The sequence below is a fragment of the Pseudomonas sp. GM18 genome (assembly GCF_000282195.1).
GTDB lineage: Bacteria > Pseudomonadota > Gammaproteobacteria > Pseudomonadales > Pseudomonadaceae > Aquipseudomonas.
The window spans coordinates 1-19,587 of record NZ_AKJT01000076.1; the positions used below are offsets into that span (position 1 = coordinate 1).

The window sequence follows — 19,587 nt, forward strand, 5'->3', positions numbered from 1 at the left end:
GATTTCACGACTGCTTCGCAGCCGAACGCAGCCTCGCAGGCTCGGCAGCTGCTACGGGGTATCGCTTGCTAAAGGTGGCCAGTTACTTAGAACGGACGCAGCGGCAGGAACTTGCCGTCCAGGGTAATCACGGCGCGGGAACCGCCTTCCGGGTCTTCAACCTTTTTCAGGTCCAGCTTGAAGTTGATCGCGCTGATGATGCCGTCGCCGAATTGCTCGTGAACCAGGGCTTTGAGCGTGGTGCCGTAGATCTGGATCATTTCGTAGAAGCGGTAGATGGTCGGGTCGGTCGGGACACCCGACAGGCTGCCGCGCAGCGGGATGATTTGCAGGCGGGCCACGGTGTCGGCGTCCAGCTCGAGTTTTTTGCCGATCACTTTGGCGGCGGCTTCCGGCAGTGGATGTTGGCCGAGCAGGGCGGCGGTGACGTAGGCCAGACCCAGGCCGGTGCCGTCGGTCAGATCCTGCCAGGACAGATTCTTGCGCGCCTTGGCATCGAGGATCGAAGTGGTCAAGGCCAGGCTTGGGTCCTGGTAAGCGTGGGACTGTTGCATGGTGTGACTCCTATCGGTTGTGGCTGGAAAGTGGAGCCATCTTCGGATGATTGATTCATAGTGTCCAAGATCGATATACAATGCTTTGCATAAGCCCTGCCTATAGATGATATGCCCCATGCTGCTTCGACATTTGCGCTACCTGCTGGCGGTCGCCGATCACGGCGGCTTCACCCGCGCCGCCGAGGCGTTGCACGTCTCCCAACCGACGCTGTCCCAGCAGATCCGGCAACTGGAGGACACCCTGGGCGTCAGCCTGTTCGACCGCACCTCGCGCACGGTCAGAGCGACCGATGCGGGGCAGGCCTACATCGAATGCGCCCGGCGGGTGCTGGTGGAACTGGAAGCGGGCAAGCGCGCGCTGCATGACGTGAAGGACTTGTCTCGCGGCACCTTGCGACTGGCCATGACGCCAACGTTCATGGCGTATCTGGTGGGGCCGCTGGTGCGCGATTACGTGGCGAAGTTTCCGAAGATCCATCTGCAGATTTTCGAGTTATCGATGGATGACATCGAGGCGGGGTTGCTCGATGACTCGCTGGACATTGCCATTGCCTTTACACCGGTGAGGAGCCCGGATATCGAGTGTGTGCCGGCGTTTGTCGAGACCCTGGGCGTGATGGTCGGGCAGCATCATCCGTTGTACGAACGGCAGAACCCGCTATCACCCAAGGAGATGGCGCAACTGGAGTTCGCGTTGCTGACGCCGGACTTCATCACCCGATCCTCGATCGACGAGTATTTTCGGCAACAGAGCATCACGCCCAAGGTGGCGATCGAGGTGAACTCGGTGAGTACGTTGCTGGAAGTCATTCGCCACACACCGATGGCCACCATTCTCCCGGAGCCCATCGCCACTGCGGAACGGGCATTGCGCCGGATTGAATTACAGGGCGAAGCACCCCGGCGCGACGCGGCATTGCTGCGCAGGAAGAACAACTATCACAGTGCCGCGTCGGTGGCGTTCGCGAACCTGGTGATGGCCGGCAGCAGCGTGTGAATCAATCATCCACCGACTGGCAGATGCCATTGCCGCCCTTCTTGCTGGTATAGCTCACGGCTACCGTGTCGTCATCCGCGATGCTGATCGAGATCGTCACGTCCGGCCCCTTGGCCTCGAAAAGGCGATCGTTGATCATTTTGGTCTGGGCTTCTTTGCTGTTGATCATCACCGGACCATCCTGGTCGGCGTGGACCATGATTTTTCCGGGGCAGTCCACATCGAAGGCGGGAACGCCGGGGAGACTGTTCGCATGGGCTGCACTCGCCAATGCCAATAGCATGAATGTCAGGGTTGTTTTCATCGCAGACCTCCAGCGGATAAACCGATGTCCAGCGCTGTGTTAACCATAGCCCTGTTCTTTTGACCCGGTGCGAAGTTAGTGGTGCAGGCGCGACAATCAAAAAAAGGCCCCGCTCGATAAAACGAGCGGGGCCTTCTTGTATTTGGGAGAGATCAGTACAACCGATCAATCACCCGAACTTCGTTCTGGTTCTGCAGCGAGGCCCACGCCTGTTTCAGCGTTTGCAGCACATTGCCGATGTAGTCCTTGTCGGCCGCGGCTTTCTTGCCGACATAACCCTGGCCGCGACGGTACATCTTCAGGCGGGCCAGCAGGTTCTGGTTGTTCTTGTCGAACTCGTCTTCGTGGGCATGGGGCGACAGGCAGTCGATATGGACCTGGCCCGATTTGCTGATCCACAGAATGTGGCTGTCGTGGCTGTCTTTTTGCGCAGCGAACAAGCGAGCCAGTTCATCGATAGTAGGTTGATTGTTCAGATTCATTGTAAGCCCCTTGACCATTTGGTGATCTTTCAAAGTTGATTCGCTAATACAGGTAGCCCATCGGTTAGTTGATCCCTGGCACCGAAACCAGGACGTCAGCGGTCGACCGTCAATACGACGGGGTCGCGCATCTGTTGCATGTAGTCGTGTTGAATAACTGCTACGCAATAGCGTCACAACGAAGAGAAGCAGCGAAAACCTGGAGGCCACTGCCGACGTTTTCAGGGTCGGCCACAAGCTTCATGAGGATTGATCGCCAGCGCTTCTCGCCCTTGTACTGGACGTTCAGGCCAGGTCAGCTTCTTCAATCTGCCTTGTGGGCAGCGTGTATCCGGGAAAAACAGCTCGGCGGTCAGACGAACTTGCTCAAACGTGTTGCCTGTACTCCCGATCGGGGAGACGTCTGCATCATGCAAGGGCAAATCGGAGGCGTCAACGGTTTTGTAGTGATTATTTTTGTTCACTACATATTGTCGGACAAAGTGGTTTTGGAATTAGAAAATCAGCGGGGCTAGCGCCTGGAGGGGCTGGGGTAGGAGATGCTCCTCAACCCCAGCCTGTCTTTGAGACGCGACACTATCGCCCGCTGGCAATGATCAGCTTTGTAAATGACACCGCACACGCTGCTGCTCATCTCCCAGCAAGGCCTGGGGCTTTTCGCAGCCAACGGTGCACAGGCTGCAACGTTCGCGGAAGAAGCAGCCACTCGGTAGCCGACGGTTCCCCGGCAGTTCTGTGGGCGCCGCAACCTGTTCGGCATGCAGTGGTACGCCTAGTCGCGGTACCGCTTCGAGCAACAAGCGGGTATAGGGATGGCGTGGCTGATCGAGAACCTGGGCTGCGCTGCCAAGTTCAACGATCTGCCCCAGGTACATCACCGCTACCCGGTCTGCCATATGACGTACGACTGATACGTTGTGGGAAATCAGGATATAAGTCAGTTTACGAGCGCGTTGTAGTTCCGCCAGAAGGTTAAGAATCTGTGCCTGGACCGAGATGTCCAATGCCGATGTTGGCTCGTCCAGGACAATAATATCCGGGTCTGATGAAAGTGCTCTGGCGATGGCAATCCGTTGACGCTGACCACCGGAAAACTGATGAGGAAAGCGGTCCAGGTATTCCGCACGGATACCGACTTGGGCCGCGACCGTGGCCGCGACATCGCGCATCTGCGCACGGGGGGCATGGCCTCGGGCGTATAACGGCTCGGTGATGATTTTCCAGATAGGCAGGCGTGGATCAAGCGAAGACTGTGGATCCTGAAAAACAATTTGAACGTTGCTGCTGCCTTCGCCAGCGCTGCGACTGGCCCAGCTCAGTTCACCAGTGCTGGGTGGCACCAAGCCCATCAATAGCTGCGCCAATGTGCTTTTACCACAGCCTGACTCGCCCACAATACCCAGGGTTTCGCCCGCCCGTACCTGAAGGTCAATGCCGTTCAGGGCGTGGGCATATCCCCGCGGTCGACCAAGCCAGTCATTACTGACGGGGAAACGGACGCGAACATCGTTAAGTTGGAGAATCGCGGGTGCCATTTTGGTAACGGCATGAATGACTGCATTGTTCATCACGAAAGCTCCTTGACCGGTAGCCAGCACGCGCTTTTACGTTGGTCATTGCCGTTGATGGTATTGAGGTTCGGGCGTTTGGCACAAACCGGCATGACGTAGGGGCAACGCTCCTGAAAGGTGCAGCCCACAGGCAAAGAGGCCAGGTTTGGCACTTGACCGGGGATGGTCAGCAGCAACTGACCCGGCTCGACCATTTCTGGAAGGCCACTGAGTAACCCTTGCGTATAGGGATGTTGCGGATTGCCCATCACTTCGACGGTGCAGCCTTCTTCAACCACAGCACCGGTATACATCACGTACACCCGGTCGCAGAACTGCGAAACCAATGCCATGTCATGAGTGATAAGTAGAATGGCGGTGCCGCGTTGCCGGGCTTTTTCTCGCAGCAGCAACAACACCTGGCGTTGCACGGTAACGTCGAGGGCGGTGGTCGGTTCGTCGGCGATTAGCAGCTGCGGTTCACAGGAGAACGCCAGCGCGATCATCACCCGTTGACGCATGCCTCCGGACAGTTCGAAAGGATAGCTCTCCAGTACTTGTTCCGGGCTGGCGATGTGCATGTCGCGCAACAGTGCAATCGCCTTGAGACGGGCTTCGGCGGCGCTGATTTTCTGGTGATGGATGATCACGTCGAGCATTTGCCGACCGATGCGCCGGGTCGGGTTCAGGGCAGTCATCGGCTCCTGGAAAATCATCGCGGCGTCGCGTCCACGAATCTGCAGTAGCTCCTTTTCAGGAGCCGCCAGCATGTCGCGGCCGAGCATGCTCAAGCTGCCGGCGGTGATCCGATAACTGCGCTCTGGCAGCAATCGCATGCTGAGCATCGCCGTGACCGACTTGCCCGACCCCGACTCGCCCACCACGCCGACGATTTCGCCGGGATTGACGTGCAACGACACGCCGTTCAGGGCTTTGACGTTGTTTTTGTAAGCCGGGAATTCCAGGCTCAGGTTGTCGATGGCCAATACTGGACTTGAAGTGTGCATGGTCATTTCCCCTGTTGCCGTGGATCGAGCAGATCGCGCACGCCATCGCCCAGCAGGTTGAAGCCGGTGGCTGTGATCAGAATCGCCAGACCCGGAAAGGTCGAGTACCACCAGTTATCCAGGATGTAGTTACGCCCGGTAGCGACCATCGCGCCCCACTCGGCCGTGGGTTGTTGTGCTCCCAGGCCGATAAATCCCAGGGCCGAGGCCATGAGGATCGCACTGCCGATATCCAGGCTCAGTTGCACCAGCAATGGAGGCATCGCGTTGCGTGCCACGTGCCAGTGCACCACGTGCCAACGTCCAGCCCCGAAGGTCTGGGCGGCCTTGACGTAACCCATCTGTCGGATGCTCAAGGCCTGGCCACGGGCCAGCCGCACATAGGAGGGAATTCGCACGAGGGTAATCGCCAGCATGGCGTTGAACAGGCTCGCGCCCAACGCAGCCGCCAGGGCCATAATCAGTACCAGCGACGGCACCGACAGCATGATGTCCATCAGACGCATGATTAACGCGTCGAAACGACCACCGATCACCCCCGAAAAACATCCCAGCAACCCGCCAATAAAACAGGATGCAAAAGCCACGAACAGGCCGACACCCACCGACTGTTGGCTACCGAACAACACGCGGCTGAACAGGTCGCGGCCGACTTCGTCGGTGCCGAACCAATGGACGCTGGACGGCGGCGCCAGGCGTTCGGCGAGGTTCAGTGCGTTGGGATCGTGGCTGGCGAGCCAAGGGGCGAAGATCATGCACAGCAAGACGATAAAGGTGATCGCCAGGCCCGCCATGGTCAGCGGGCTTCGGCGGATCTGGTAGGCCAGGTAGGCGAGTTTTTCGCCCCGGCGCGGGCGGCGCACTGCCGTCAGGGTTATGGACATTTCAATTCACCTCGCCGATGCGTGGGTCGATCACGCGGTACAAAAGATCGATGGCCATGTTCAACAGCACGTAGATGAACGAAACCAGAATTGCGAAGCCCATCACCGCAGGGAAGTCCAGCGACTGAATCGACTTGACGACATAGGCACCCATGCCAGGCCAGGCAAATACTGTTTCGGTCAGTACCGCGCCATACAGCAAATCACCCAAGGTCAGCCCGAGGACGGTCACCGAAGGGATGAGAGCGTTAGGGAGTGCGTGGCGCAGGATCACAGTCCATCGGGACAGGCCGTAGGCGCGTGCGGTACGGATATAGTCTTCACCCAGTTGATCAAGCATGGCTGAACGAATCTGTCGTGCGACGACACCCAAGGTCACGAACCCCAGCGTTGCAGCTGGAAGAATCAGGTGCTCCACTGCATCGAGAAACAGTCGGCCATCACCGAGGAACAGCGAGTCGATCAGATAAAAGCCGGTGATTGTCGGTGGCGACGCAAGCCCTTCGGACAACCGGCCACCATCGGGAAGCCAGCCAAGGTGGCCGTAGAACAGAACGATTGCACCAAGACCGAGCCAAAAGGCCGGCGTGGAAATTCCGGTGACCGCAAGGGTGCGGGCGATCTGGTCAATGACCCGGTTGTGATAAACAGCTGACAGCACGCCAAGCGGCACGCCGACCAGGACCGCCAGCACCAGCGCTACCAGCGCCAGCTCCAGCGTCGCCGGGAAGAACGCTTGCAAGTCTTCCAGAACGGGGCGGCTTGTGCGTATCGAGGTTCCCAGGTCTCCGTGCAGCAGGTCCATCAGGTAACGACCGTATTGTTGATACAGCGGCAGATCCAATCCCAACTGATGACGGATACCGGCCACCAAGGCATCACTGGCACGGTCGCCAGCGATCAGTCGGGCAGGGTCACCCGGAATCAAGTGCGAAATTGAAAATGTAATCAGCGAAACACCGAACACGACCAACAACAGGCCGAGCAAACGCTTGCGCAACAAAGTCAGGAAGGCCATTTGGCACCTCAGTAACACGAGCGACGAGAGTCAGAAGCCGCGCCAGCCTCGAACGGCTAGCGCGAGGGAGCGGGTTTACTTGCTCATACTGCCCAGGTTGAACACCTGTTCGAGCATGGGGTTGAACGCGTAACCCTTGACCGAATCACGCATCGGCAGGGTGTAGCTCTTCTGATAGAGGTAGGTGTAAACGCTATCCTTGAGCACCACTTTCTGCGCGGTCTGGTACAGTTCGACGCGCTTGGCGGTGTCGCTGGTAGAGGCTGCTTCGCGGATCAGTTTGTCGACTTCCGGGTTGCTGTAGAACGAGCGGTTGCCTTGCAGGCCTTGCATCTTGGAGTCGAACCAAAAGTTCATGAACATGTACGGGTCCGCGAAGTCCGGGCTCCAGCCCCCCACAGCGATGTCGTAGTCCGCCTGGCCGACACGCTCACGCAATGTCGCGTTGGCGAGTTTTTCCAGCTTGAGGTTGATGCCTAGTGGCGCCAATGCTGCTTGCAGAGTAAGGCCGATCGGTTCCCAGTTAGGATCCTTGTCCGAATACATGTAGCTGAGGTTGGTGATTTTCTGCGGTGCTTTGGCGAGGCTGTCCTTGGCGGCTGTCATGTCCTGCTTCATCGGCGGCAGCGAGCTGTCATAAGCCCACATGCCGTCCGGGATCGGTCCGTTCATGAGCTTGGCCTTGTCCTTGAGAATGCCTTTGACTATGCCGTTGTAATCCACGGCTTCGGTAATCGCACGACGTGCATCGGCGTTGGTCAGCGGCCCCTTTTTGTTGTTCAGGTATAGGTAGGTCACCCGCAACGACGGGAAATCCTTAACCACGACACCCGACTTGCTGGCGAGAGCGCCAAGCTGGTCTTCGGGCATGTCTTCGATGATGTCCAGGTCACCGCGTTCCAGCTGCAGGCGGCGCACGGAGGGTTCACCGATGATCTTGATGACCACGGTTTTCAGCGCAGGTTTAGGGCCGGCGAAATAGGTGTTTGGCTCCATGGTCAACGACTGGCCTTTTTGCCAGTTGCTCAAGCGGAAGGGACCGGAGCCCGCGGTGTGGCTCGACAGCCAGGCGTTTACGTCCGAACTCTTGTTGACCACATCAGGGTTGATGATCGAAGCACCGTTGTGGGCCAGGGTAAACAGGAATGGCGCGAAAGGCGTTTTCAGGGTGAAACGGATGGTCTGCGGGTCGACGACCGCCACCACCATGTCCTCCGGAAATGCACCGGAAGGCCCTTGCTTAAGGGTCATCAAGCGATCAAAGGAAAACTTTACAGCGGCGGCATCTACCGGGGCGCCGTCATCGAATTTGTTGCCCGGTTTGATTTTGAATTCCCAGACCAGATTGTCCGGGGAAACGGTCCAGCTCTCGGCCAGGTCGCCCTGAACTTCGGTGCTGCTTTTGCCATCCTCGACCTTGTAGCCGACCAAGCGTTGATACGACGGGTAGGTGATGGTCCAGTCGTTGTTATCAAAGGTCACGGCTGGGTCGAGGGTCTGCGGATCGGCGGGTTTGCCGATGACCAGTGTGTCTTGTGGTACAGCCGCCGTCGCGGCCTGCCAGGCACCGAGGCTCAATGCACTGCACAAAACGGTCAGCAGCAGTTTGCCGGCGCCGGGAAAGGTTTTGCTGGTCACGGTGTTCATTGGGTTCATGCCGGTTTCCTTGATCATTCGATATATGGAAGTACGTCAGGGTTTTTATAAAAGCTATAACCGGGCAGTTGCAGGTGATACGTAAGTAACGCTGATTTGTTGTTGTTATCAGCCGCACTGAGCGTGGGCTGCGCGGTGTTGTTTTCGAAAACTCTTTGGTTTCTTTGGTGCGGTTCGATTGGTTTGTAAAAGCCGTGGCTTACTCGTCCCCCAGCAATGGGTAATCGTCGGCATTCGGTAGTTCGTAATGCCACCACTCGGTGGGAATTGCCTGGAAACCAGCATCAAGCATGATCCCCAGCAACAGCAGACGATTGCGTTGCACGTCGACTGGCAAGTCGGGGTAGAACTGATGGGATTTTTCTTCCATCGCGTCGAATGCGGTGCCCATATCCAGTGGCTCGCCATCAGAACCCACTAAGGTCAGATCCACCGCCACGCCACGGCTATGGTGGGAGCCCAAGTGTGGGTCACGCACGTAGTCGTTGTTTGGCAGCGCTTCCCACAATAGGTACTGGGCGTAAGGAGGCCGGTAGGCGTCGTAGATGCGCAGAATAAACCCGGCCTGACGCGCGAGCTGGCTAGCTTTTTCCAGACAGGTCGCAGCCTGACGGTGCAACCTGCAACGAGCATTCGGATAGATCACTTTTCCAGCCAGATTGTCTGCACTGGCGTAGATCAGGTCGATTTGCACCTGATAGCGCTGGGCATCAATCTCTACAAGGGGGCTGTTGTTCACGCAAACACTCCAGTTGGAATTCAGTGGGGCGATGGGATCAGCCTTCGAACTGACCGAAGGCTTTTTGCAATTGACGGTTCTTGGCCAAGCGTTCATCGAGACGATCGCCGTATTTCTCCGCGACGGCCGACACAATGAGGTTTAACAGACAGGCCAACGGTGCAGGGGAGTCCCAGAACTGCCCGACATCGGTTTTCAGTTGCAAGAGGTCAAGCGGGTAATCTCTGGCCCAGGGGCATTGCAGGTCGGTGATCAGGGCCAGTGGTAGGTCGTTGTCTACCGCCGCGTCGCAGAAAGTCTGGGTCACGCTGGAATAGGCACGGAAATCCGAAATGATTGCATAGGGATTGGCGAAGCCGGAGTTCAGGGTTTCTGCGTAGATTCCTGACAGGCCATCGACGTAGTAGACCTTGGGCCGAATGTATTCAAGGTGGCTATGAAACGCTGTGAGAATCCCGCGAGTAGACTGAATTCCGAGAATGAATACTGCATCGGCTTCGTAGATGCGCTGCACGATATCGGCAAAGGCATTACTGCGCGCTAGACCGTACACGTGCCGGATGGCTTCGATTTCGCGGCTCATGGAACGATCGAGAGCGTCATCCTGATTGCTTTCGGCACGAAAGGCGCCGATGCGGTCAGTGATCAGCCACGACGCCGGCGTTTCACCGCGCAGACTCTGTTTAACCTCATCGATGTTCTGGTAACCAAGGGATCGAAAAAAACGCCCCACAGAAATCCCGGTGGTGGAGGTCTGCTGCGCGATGCTATCGGCCGACTCGAACGGAAGCTGTTCTGGGTTACCCAACAGATAGCTGGCGATGCGTTTACCGGTAGGGGTCAGGTTGGAGAACTCTTGCTCCAGCAACTGCAGGAAGCTGTTCTTTTCCATAGATGTCAGAGCCCCCGAATGCGATTTGTTAGTTAAATATCATTTAATTTGTTCGTGTTATGAACATAACATTTGTTTTTGAGACTGCACAATGCCTTTTTTCAGCAGGCGTCCGAAGGCGCTATCAGGCAAGTGGATCTGCGCTGTTCAGGCTCACGTCAAAGGGCGACTCAGCGACCTGAGCCAGGTCGGGCGGGGGCTTCTTGCGATTAGTGGGCGTTTAGCCGGAGCTCCAGACACGGGTCAAGTCCACGCAATTACGCAGGCGAGCTTTCAAAGCGGTAAAAAGTGCACGGATAACCATCTACTGGCAACTGATGCACGGTGAACACTGCACCCGTGAGATCGGGTATCACCCTGGCCCAGAACAGCCGCGCAGGCTCGTTGGCATCGATGTGGAATATCTGCCATTGACCGGGGAAACGGCTCAAGAGGGCAGAGACGACAAACTTCGCGACACCTTGGCTACGAAAGCGTCGACTGACAAAAAAGTAGCCGATGTTGTACTCGGCGCCGACGATATGGGTTTCGTCATCCACGGTCACGAACCCCGCCAGCTCGCCGTCGACCTTGATCAGAAACGGCCGGGTTGCCGGGTTGCGCCAATAGTCCAGTTTGGGCTGGATGTTGAAGAAACCATGCTCCCCGAGCTTCAGCGGCAGCCATTCGCTGAAATCGTACATGTAGAACTGCATCAGGTTTTCAATGGTCTCCAGTTCGTCGCGCTGGGCCGCGTGCAGTTCTATCAAGGGCTGGCTCCTATAGGTTCCGCGTCTTAACTGATTTTGAAGAACACTAGACCATTTCGTTTCGCTCGAACTGCCCTCAAACCTTGCCCGCCGGTTTCGCCGCGCGCTTGGTGCCAGTCGAAGGCTTGCGTTTGGCGGGTTTGCGTTTGTTTTTCCATGGCGTGGCGCCACGCCCGGCCGGGTTTGCTGGCCCGCTGATGGTCAGGTTCAGGCCGGCGCAACGTGCCACTTGCTTGCTCATCCACGCGGCCTGTTTGGTAACGAATTCCTCCAGGCTCATTTCACCACTCTGCACCATGTCCAGCGCCTGTTCCCAGATCGCCGTGGTGCCGGGATCGGCAATCGCGCGCGGCACGGCATCGATCAGGCTGAAAGCCGCCGGCGTCGCGGCCAGGGCCTTGCCGTTCTTGATCAGATAACCGCGATCCAGCAGACCCTGGATGATCGAGGCGCGTGTCGCCTCGGTGCCAATCCCGGTGGTGTCCTTGAGCTTTTGCTTGAGCAGCGGATCTTCCACCAGTTTGGCAACGTTCTTCATCGCCTTGATCAGATCGCCTTCGGTGAACGGCTTGGGCGGCTGGGTCCAGAGGTCCTTGAGCTTCACGTCGGCCACCGCGCAGTCACGCCCTTCGGCCAGTATCGGCAGTGTTTGCGGTGCCGGTGCTTCGCGGCCCTTGGCAGGCGCGAGGGCCTCGGGCAGGGCGCGTTTCCAGCCGGGCTCGACAATCTGCTTGCCCACGGCGCGCAAGGCTTCACCGGCGCAGTCGAAGTCGGCTTGGGTCCGGTCGTATTCATGGTTGGGCAAGAACTGCGCCAGATAACGCGCACGAATCAGGGTGTAGACCGCCCGTTGCTTGCCCGCCAGCCGGTCAAGATTCTTCGCCGCGGCGGTCGGAATGATGCCGTGGTGAGCGCTGACCTTCGCATCGTTCCAGGCCCGCGAGCGGCGTTGCGGCTCCAGATAATCGTGCAAGGCGTTCAGCGCCGGGTCGGCTTGCCTGAGCGCGGCAAGGATACCCGGCGCTTCGCTGTGCTGGCTCAGGGGCAGGTAGCCGCAGTCGCTGCGCGGGTAGGTGATGACTTTGTGGGTTTCATACAGGGCCTGGGCGATGTCGAGGGTTTCCTGAGCGCCGAGCCCGAGTTTTTTCGAGCAGACCTCCTGCAAGGTGCCCAGGTCGAACGGCAACGGCGCGACTTCGCGCATGCGTTCGGTGCGCAGTTTGATCACCCGAGCGCTCGCCGCGTTGCCAATGGCTGCAGCCGCCTGCTGGGCCAGCGCCTGGTTCAGGCAGCGATCCTGATCGTCGCAGGCGTCTGATGCCGCACGCCATTGGGCCATGAATGCCGTGCCATCGTGCAGCAGTTGCACGTCGATGGCCCAGTAGGCCACCGGGACGAAATCGGCAATGCTGCGGTCGCGATCCACCACCAGCCGCAAAGTCGGCGTCTGCACCCGACCGACCGGCAACACACCCTGATAGCCGGACTGACGCCCCAGCAGGGTGAACAACCGACTCATGTTCATCCCGATCAACCAATCGGCCCGGGAACGACCCAGCGCCGAATGATAGAGGCTGAACGTCTCGGCCCCCGGCTTGAGCGCCGCGAGTGCCTTGCGGATCGACGCATCGTCCAGTGCCGACAACCACAGCCGCCGGATCGGTCCGCGATAACGGCAATGCTCCACCAGTTCCCGGGCGATCATCTCGCCCTCACGGTCGGCATCGGTGGCAATCACCAGTTCACTAGCCTCGCCGAGCAGGCGTTTGACTGCCTTGTACTGGCTGGCTGTGCGCGGCTTGACGGTCATTTTCCATTTTTCGGGAATGATCGGCAGATCCGCCAGTACCCAACGCTTGTAACGCGCGTCGTAGGCATCTGGCGGCGCGGTTTCCAGCAGGTGGCCGATGCACCAGGTCACCGTGACGTCCGTTCCCAGCCAGCAGCCGTCGCCCCGGCGCCGGGCACCGAGCACGGCCGCGATGTCTTTGGCCTGGGAAGGTTTTTCACAGAGGTACAGCCGCATAACCACCATCGTCGATCAGTGTTCGAGAGGTGCACAGAATGGCGGTTGATGAGCGATGGAGCAATCTTTATCTGTATGGATGTACAGCTTAAGCTGTTGCCGTTGATGACAGCGGTCAATCCAGCGACTGAAGCTCGCTCCGTTCGGCTGCGAAGTGCTCGCGAGGCTAAAACATGGGGTATACCTGATGGGTCACGGATACAGCGCAACAGCAGCAGAGGAAACTATCCATGAAAGCCCCTGGTCCCGGTAAACCCATCACCATCAAGCCCCAACCCGGCTGTGTGGTGGTGAAGTTCCATGGCATTCAAGTGGCGTCGTCCACTCGCGCGCTGGTCATGCATGAAACCAATTATCCTCCGGTGTACTACATCCCGCGGGAGGACATCGCCGAACAGTATTTCGCCCGCACCGACCACACCAGCTACTGCCCGTACAAGGGCGACGCCAGCTATTACAGCCTGCAGATCCCCGGGCATGAAAGTGCCAATGCGGTATGGAGCTATGAGCACCCCAAGGTGTCGGTTGCGCAGATTGGCGGGTATGTGGCGTTCTATCCTGAGGAAGTGACGTTTGAGGTGCTCAAGAGCTGATGTGCAGAAAACATTGTGGCGAGGGCGCTTGCTCCCTCGCCACAAACTAACCTCCCGTTAGCGCTCAGTTTTTATCCAGATCCACGTTTTTCGTCTCCCGCAAACATATCATCCCCACCACCAGACTCACCCCGGTAATCACCACCGGGTACCACAGCCCGTAGAAAATATCCCCGGTGTACACCACCAGGGCAAACGACACCGTCGGCAGGAAACCGCCGAACCAACCGTTGCCGATGTGGTAGGGCAGGGACATCGAGGTGTAGCGAATACGGGTCGGGAACAGTTCGACCATCAGCGCCGCCAGCGGGCCGTAGCACATGGCGGAGATGATGATCAGCGCGACGATCAACGCCACGATCATCGGTTTATTGATCAGTTGGGTGTCGGCTTTTGACGGATACCCGGCCAGGGTGACTGCGCCGCGCAGGGCTGCTTCGTCAAAGCCGTCGAGCTTCACGTCACCGACGCTTACCTGCACGCCGCTGCCGGCCGGGGCGGCTTCGCTGTTGTAGGGCAGGCCCTGTTTGACCAGGAAGGTTTTGACCTTGTCGCACGGGCTATCAAATTTCGCCTTGCCCACCGGGTCGAACTGGAAGGTGCAGGTAGCCGGGTCGGCCAGCACGGTGATCGGTGCCTGGCGGCTGGCCTGGTCGATGGCCGGGTTGGCGTAGTGGGCCAGGGTTTTGAAGATCGGAAAGTACAGCGCGGTGGCCAGCAGCAGGCCGATCATCAGCACCGGTTTGCGTCCGACCTTGTCCGACAGCCAGCCAAAAAAGATGAAGAACGGTGCGCCGATGATCACGCTGACAATCAGCAGACTGTTGGCCAGGGCCGGGTCCATCTTCAGGAACTGCGTGAGGAAGAACAGCACATAGAACTGCGCCGCGTAGAAGGTCACCGCTTGCCCGGCGTTGATGCTGAACAGGGCGATCAGCACCACTTTGAGGTTTTCCCATTTGCCGAAGGAGTCGCGCAGCGGCGACTTGCAGAGTTTGCCTTCCTCTTTCATTTTCACGAACGCAGGCGACTCGTGCAGGCTCAGGCGAATCCAGGTGGAAATGCCCAACAGCACGATCGAAAACAGAAACGGAATGCGCCAGCCCCATACTTCGAACTGGTCGCCGGTGAAGTAGCGGCAACCGAGCACCACCAGCAGCGACAGGAGCAAGCCGAGGGTGGCGGTGGACTGAATCCAGCTGGTGTGGAAGCCGCGTTTGCCGATTGGTGCGTGTTCGGCGACGTAAGTGGCAGCACCGCCATACTCACCGCCCAGCGCCAGGCCCTGGAGCATGCGCAGCACCACGAGGATGATCGGCGCGGCGATGCCAATGCTCGCGTAGGTCGGCAGCAAACCGACGCAGAAAGTCGCCAGGCCCATGAGGACGATGGTCGCGAGGAACGTGTATTTACGCCCGATCATGTCCCCCAACCGTCCGAACACCAACGCACCGAACGGGCGCACGATGAAGCCGGCGGCGAAGGCCATCAGCGCGAAGATGAACGCCGTAGTGTCGTTGACCCCGGCGAAGAACTGTTTGCTGATGACCGCCGCGAGGGCGCCGTAGAGGAAAAAGTCGTACCACTCGAACACCGTCCCCAGGGACGAGGCGAAAATGACTTTCTGGGTTTCCTGACTGGTGCCGACGCTGCGCACGGCTTCCAGGGGCTGAACATGTTCTGACATATCGGTATCCCTCACAGTGATTGTTTTTGTTGTTCCACTGTCGGCGCCAGCCTTGTGGGCGGGCGCCGCTGTCGATGTATCGGATGTACTCGTTTCTGTAGGAGCTGGCGAAGCCTGCGATCTTTTGATCTTGATCTTTCAGCGCCTTAGAAGGACGCCAAAAGATCGCAGCCTTCGGCAGCTCCTACAGGGATTGCGTGTTGCTTCAGGCCGGTGTGACCTGTTGTTTTTCGGGGGGCACGCTCCTTGTGTTGGGGTTGAGGATCAATTGCGCGGCTTTCTCGGCGATCATCAGCGTCGGCGAGCAGGTGTTGCCCGAGGTGATGCGCGGCATGATCGAGGCGTCGGCGATGCGCAGGCCGGGGATGCCGTGCACGCGCAGTTCGGCGTCGACTACGGCGTCCGCGTCGTTGCCCATCCGGCAGGTGCCCACCGGGTGGAAAATGGTGGTGCCGATCCGGGCGGCGGCTTCGTGCAATTGTTCTTCGCTCTGCAAGCTGTCGCCGGGCAGGTATTCCACCGGTTTGAACGCTTGCAGGGCCGGTGCGCAAACGATGCGGCGAGTCAGGCGGATCGCGTCGGCTGCCACCCGCAAGTCTTCGGGATGGCTCAGATAATTGGGCTGAATCAGCGGCGCTTCCCGTGGGTCGGCGGAGCGAATGTCTATGCGGCCACGGCTTTGCGGGCGCAGATCGCAGACCGATGCGGTGAAGGCGGGGAAGGCGTGCAGCGGTTCGCCGAAACGCTCCAGCGACAGGGGTTGCACGTGGTATTCGAGGTTCGCCGAGGTCTGCTCCGGCCCCGAACGGGCGAAGGCGCCGAGTTGGCTTGGCGCCATCGACAATGGGCCGCTGCGGTCATACAGATAACGCAGGCCCATGCCCATCTTGCCCCACAGCGTGCCGGCGATCTGGTTCAGGGTGCGGGCGTTTTCCAGTTTGTAGATCAGCCGCAGTTGCAGGTGATCCTGCAGGTTGCCGCCCACGCCGGGCAGTTCATGGGCCACGCCGATGCCGAGTTTTTGCAGCAGCGGGCGAGGGCCGATGCCGGAACGCTGCAGGATCCCCGGTGAGCCGACGGAGCCGGCACACAGGATAATTTCCTTGCGCGCCTTGAAGGTTTTCGCCTGACCTTGCCAGCGAGCGCTGACCGCCGAGGCACGGCCGTTTTCCAGCAGCACGCGGTCGACTTCAACATCGGTCAGCACCGTGAGATTGGCGCGGTGGCGGACCGGTTTGAGAAACGCCTTGGCCGCGTTCCAACGTACCCCGGCTTTCTGGTTGACCTGGAAGTAGCCGCAGCCTTCGTTGTCGCCCTGGTTGAAGTCATCGATGCTGGTGATGCCGCTTTGTTCGGCAGCGGTACGAAAGGCATCAAGGATCGGCCACGACAGGCGCTGACGCTCGATCCGCCATTCGCCGGCGGCGCCGTGAAATTCCGAGTCGCCGGCAAAATGGTTTTCGCTTTGTTTGAACAGCGGCAGCACGTCATTCCAGTTCCAGCCGGGATTGCCCTCAGCCGCCCATCCGTCGTAGTCGCCAGCCTGGCCGCGCATGTAGATCATGCCGTTGATCGAGGAACAGCCGCCGAGCACCTTGCCCCGCGGGTAACTCAGGGCGCGGCCTTGCAGGCCCGGTTGCGCTTCGGTCTTGAAGCACCAGTCGGTGCGCGGATTGCCGATGCAGAACAGGTAACCCACCGGGATGTGAATCCATGGGTAGTTGTCGCGGCCGCCGGCTTCGAGCAGCAGCACGCGGTGTTGCGGGTTGGCCGACAGTCGATTGGCCAGCAAACACCCGGCCGGCCCGGCGCCGACCACGATGTAGTCGTATTCATCAAGGGAAGTCTGCATCCCTGACCTCGTATTGTTGTTCTTGTTGTCGGTCATCCTAGTTGTTAGCTTTCGTTAAAAGAATGTTAGTTTTTGCGCAGCTGCTGTGCGTTTTTAAACAGCGTCGTTAACGGCATAACGTCAAGGATGGTTCATGTTCGACTGGAATGACCTGCGGTTTTTTCTCGAATTGCAGCGCAGCGGCCGTTTGCTGACCGCCGCTCGCCGTTTGAACACCACCCACGCCACCGTGGCCCGGCACATCGAAGCCATCGAAAAAAGCCTCGGCACCGCACTGTTCGTCCAGCATGCCCAGGGCTATGAATTGACCCCGGCTGGCGAAGCGCTGCTCAAACACGCCGAAGCCATGGAAAACGTCGCGCTGCTGGCTCAGGAAGAAATCACCCAATCATCCGCGCCGCTGGGCAAAATCCGCGTCGGGGTGACGGAGGGGCTGGGCATCATGTTCCTCGCCAGCCGCATGAACGGGTTGTTCGAACGCTATCCGGGGCTGGAAGTGGAACTGGTGGCGGTGCCGCGCTTCGTCAGCATCCTCAACCGTGAAGCGGAGATCAGCATTCACCTCGAACGCCCGGCCGCCGACATGCTGGTCACCCGCAAACTCACCGACTATAGACTGGCGCTCTACGCCAGCCAGGCCTATCTGGACCGCTCGCCACCATTGCGCAGCCGCGAAGACCTCGGCCGCCATGCGTGGATCGGCTACGTCGACGACTTGCTGTTCAGCCAGGAACTGATGTTCCTCAACAGCTTCTGCCGCAACCCCCAGGTTGTGTTTCACAGCACCAGCGTCATCGCCCAGCAACAGGCCGCACGCTCGGGCCTGGGCATCGCCGTGCTGCCGTGCTACATGGCCAGCGCCGACCCTGAACTGGTGCCGTTGCTGCCGGACGAAAGCATCCAGCGCAGTTATTGGATCAGTACCCGGCGCGAGCTGCACAAGTCGGTGCGGTTGCGGGTGCTGTGGGATTACGTGGTGGAGTTGTGTGAGCGCGAGCAGGGGTTGTTATTGGGATAGCTCGACCACCCAAGCCCTCGCCACACTCATTTTTTCTTCATGACGGCCGATGAAGTCAGGACGATTTCAACGGATTCAATCCATGAACAAAGCTGTTGCTTTACTGTCGCTCACTGCTCTTATTGCAGGATGCCAACCCATCATCCCGTTCAACAATACGGCCGATCAATATCCCATCCTCCGTTGCGTTGCTTACTTTGATCAGCAATCCATCAGCCGACAGCAGGTCGACTACATTAGCTATCTCAGCGAGCGCGGCGACAAAGGGTGCACGATGATCCTGGGCAAAATGTACGAGCGTGGCCATGGTGTCGCTCAGGACATACCGAAGGCCAAGGCCCTTTATCAGTCCGTGGCCGACATGGAGCCAGCGGCCTATGCCAGTCTCGCGCGCATGGCGGAACAAGGTGTCGGCGGGCCGCCCAACCTGGTTGAGGCCAGGCAGTTTTATCAGCGTGCGGTCACCAAACCCGGAAATGCCCGTAACGAGGCCAAGCTGGCCGAGTACATGGAGAACGGCAAAGGTGGCCCACAGGACTTCCAAGGTGCGCTGGAGCTTTACCTGAACGCCGCCGGGCTCGTCGGCGACGCTTCATGGCAAGGCATGGAGCGGATGCGCACCAAAGGCCTGACCCTGACGATTCAACAGCAACAGCACTACAACAAAATCTTTGTCAACAGCGTGGAGTACGGCGTCAGAAAAAAGATCGAGGCCATCAAGAAGACTCTGGCGAAGGAGAACATGTCGGTTCCTGCCAGCAAACTTGTTCGGGTACAGCTGGAATACACCCCCGGATCGTTGGTGCCAGTGATCTCGCTGCTGGAAAGTTCCGGCGATAGCGCAATCGACCAAAAGGTGCTGCAGGGCTTTAGCGACTACCGATTCCCCGCCGATCCAATAATGCCCCCGGGCCAGAAGACCTTTAAGGCAATCGCCTTCGTCAGGTCGGACGCGAAAGAAACGCTTGCGAGCAAAAAAGACTGACTCCAAGAACCTGAACCCCAAGCCCCTGTGGGAGCAGCGGGGCGACGATTCGACAAGTCGGGTTGCGTGAGGACGGAGCAGGGTAGTTGCCGGGATAGCGCTTGGCGTCCAATCTATGGCATGACGACAAGGAGCGTTATCCGACACTCCGTCGTGATAAAGGGGGCTTGCAGCATGACCGACGATACAAAAACAAAAGGCCCGGCGTCGTATTTCCCATCAATCGAGAAAAAATACGGCCAGCCAATCGACCACTGGCTGGATCTGCTGGGAGCAGTGAGCGGCAAGAAGCATATGGAAATGGTGGCGTGGCTGAAGGCTGAGCACGGTATGGGGCACGGGCATGCCAATGCGTTGGTTGCGCATTATCTGGCGAGCGCTAAAAAGTGAGTTAGTAGGCTTTCGGGTAGGGCGGGAAGGGCACAGATTGCAATTCCTGGCCCAACCCATCAACGGCTCGCTCACAGCCCATTTAAACAAGAAAAATCGCGATCGTTTAAATGAAGCTTGCCGTTACCATCCAAAGGCTACGACGCCTTGCGCCACCCCCTACACGTAAGACAGAATCCGCCGGCTTGTGCGCCTTGGACC

The 19,587-nt window shown here is 58.8% G+C and carries 19 protein-coding genes; 5 read left to right on the plus strand and 14 right to left on the minus strand.

Translation table 11 applies throughout. The features are described from left to right. Positions 1-86: 86 nt before the first annotated feature. Positions 87-554 carry a cyanase gene (gene cynS, locus PMI21_RS08535; RefSeq protein ID WP_007940079.1) on the minus strand — a complete coding sequence of 156 codons (468 nt, stop codon included), beginning with the start codon at positions 552-554 and terminating at the stop codon, positions 87-89. 118 nt (positions 555-672) lie between these two features. Here cynS and cynR point away from each other — a divergent pair, with 118 nt between their 5' ends. Next, the gene (cynR, locus tag PMI21_RS08530; RefSeq protein WP_007940080.1) at positions 673-1,554 is read left to right on the plus strand and encodes a transcriptional regulator CynR; all 882 of its coding nucleotides are present in this window, start codon (positions 673-675) and stop codon (positions 1,552-1,554) included. Position 1,555: 1 nt separating this feature from the next. Here cynR and PMI21_RS08525 read toward each other — a convergent pair whose 3' ends face one another. From PMI21_RS08525 to PMI21_RS08475, 11 genes are all read right to left on the minus strand, one after another. Beyond that, entirely contained in the window at positions 1,556-1,858 is a 303-nt protein-coding gene (locus PMI21_RS08525; RefSeq protein WP_007940081.1) for a hypothetical protein, read from the minus strand. A 152-nt stretch (positions 1,859-2,010) separates the two neighbouring features. After that, a complete protein-coding gene (locus PMI21_RS08520; protein ID WP_007940082.1) occupies positions 2,011-2,340 on the minus strand; it encodes a hypothetical protein in 330 nt (109 codons plus the stop codon). Between the two features lie 596 nt (positions 2,341-2,936). Then, positions 2,937-3,908: an oligopeptide/dipeptide ABC transporter ATP-binding protein gene (locus PMI21_RS08515; protein WP_007940088.1), complete on the minus strand. Its 972-nt coding sequence runs from the start codon at positions 3,906-3,908 to the stop codon at positions 2,937-2,939. Beyond that, positions 3,908-4,897, minus strand: coding sequence for an ABC transporter ATP-binding protein (locus tag PMI21_RS08510; RefSeq protein WP_007940089.1), 990 nt, complete (start codon positions 4,895-4,897; stop codon positions 3,908-3,910). The genes PMI21_RS08515 and PMI21_RS08510 overlap by 1 nt, the downstream gene beginning before the upstream one ends. A 2-nt stretch (positions 4,898-4,899) precedes the next feature. Continuing rightward, entirely contained in the window at positions 4,900-5,781 is an 882-nt protein-coding gene (gene ddpC / locus PMI21_RS08505) for a D,D-dipeptide ABC transporter permease (protein WP_007940090.1), read from the minus strand. A gap of 1 nt (position 5,782) precedes the next feature. Beyond that, positions 5,783-6,799, minus strand: coding sequence for an ABC transporter permease (locus PMI21_RS08500; RefSeq protein ID WP_007940091.1), 1,017 nt, complete (start codon positions 6,797-6,799; stop codon positions 5,783-5,785). Positions 6,800-6,874: 75 nt separating this feature from the next. Next, the gene (locus tag PMI21_RS08495; protein WP_007940092.1) at positions 6,875-8,455 is read right to left on the minus strand and encodes an ABC transporter substrate-binding protein; all 1,581 of its coding nucleotides are present in this window, start codon (positions 8,453-8,455) and stop codon (positions 6,875-6,877) included. A gap of 199 nt (positions 8,456-8,654) precedes the next feature. After that, on the minus strand, positions 8,655-9,194 hold the full coding sequence (gene ddpX, locus PMI21_RS08490) for a D-alanyl-D-alanine dipeptidase (protein ID WP_007940093.1): 540 nt from the start codon (positions 9,192-9,194) through the stop codon (positions 8,655-8,657). A 37-nt stretch (positions 9,195-9,231) separates the two neighbouring features. Beyond that, positions 9,232-10,086, minus strand: a complete 855-nt coding sequence (locus PMI21_RS08485) for a MurR/RpiR family transcriptional regulator (protein ID WP_007940094.1) — start codon at positions 10,084-10,086, stop codon at positions 9,232-9,234. A gap of 257 nt (positions 10,087-10,343) precedes the next feature. Beyond that, the gene (locus tag PMI21_RS08480) at positions 10,344-10,835 is read right to left on the minus strand and encodes a GNAT family N-acetyltransferase (protein ID WP_007940095.1); all 492 of its coding nucleotides are present in this window, start codon (positions 10,833-10,835) and stop codon (positions 10,344-10,346) included. A gap of 76 nt (positions 10,836-10,911) precedes the next feature. Next, complete coding sequence (locus PMI21_RS08475) at positions 10,912-12,861, minus strand: DNA topoisomerase III (RefSeq protein WP_033064134.1); 1,950 nt, start codon at positions 12,859-12,861, stop codon at positions 10,912-10,914. Positions 12,862-13,091: 230 nt separating this feature from the next. Between PMI21_RS08475 and PMI21_RS08470 the strand changes: the two genes are divergently transcribed. After that, complete coding sequence (locus PMI21_RS08470; RefSeq protein ID WP_007940098.1) at positions 13,092-13,454, plus strand: DUF427 domain-containing protein; 363 nt, start codon at positions 13,092-13,094, stop codon at positions 13,452-13,454. A gap of 64 nt (positions 13,455-13,518) precedes the next feature. On the opposite strand, the gene PMI21_RS08465 is transcribed toward PMI21_RS08470, so the two are convergent. After that, a complete protein-coding gene (locus tag PMI21_RS08465; protein ID WP_007940099.1) occupies positions 13,519-15,141 on the minus strand; it encodes an MFS transporter in 1,623 nt (540 codons plus the stop codon). A 205-nt stretch (positions 15,142-15,346) separates the two neighbouring features. Continuing rightward, complete coding sequence (locus PMI21_RS08460; RefSeq protein WP_007940100.1) at positions 15,347-16,993, minus strand: GMC family oxidoreductase; 1,647 nt, start codon at positions 16,991-16,993, stop codon at positions 15,347-15,349. A gap of 133 nt (positions 16,994-17,126) precedes the next feature. Between PMI21_RS08460 and PMI21_RS08455 the strand changes: the two genes are divergently transcribed. The 3 genes from PMI21_RS08455 (at position 17,127) to PMI21_RS08445 (ending at position 19,386) form a co-directional block, all read left to right on the plus strand. Beyond that, complete coding sequence (locus PMI21_RS08455; protein WP_007940101.1) at positions 17,127-18,011, plus strand: LysR family transcriptional regulator; 885 nt, start codon at positions 17,127-17,129, stop codon at positions 18,009-18,011. A gap of 82 nt (positions 18,012-18,093) precedes the next feature. Beyond that, positions 18,094-18,996: a tetratricopeptide repeat protein gene (locus PMI21_RS08450; RefSeq protein WP_007940102.1), complete on the plus strand. Its 903-nt coding sequence runs from the start codon at positions 18,094-18,096 to the stop codon at positions 18,994-18,996. 174 nt (positions 18,997-19,170) lie between these two features. Next, on the plus strand, positions 19,171-19,386 hold the full coding sequence (locus tag PMI21_RS08445) for a DUF4287 domain-containing protein (RefSeq protein ID WP_007940104.1): 216 nt from the start codon (positions 19,171-19,173) through the stop codon (positions 19,384-19,386). Positions 19,387-19,587: the final 201 nt, after the last annotated feature.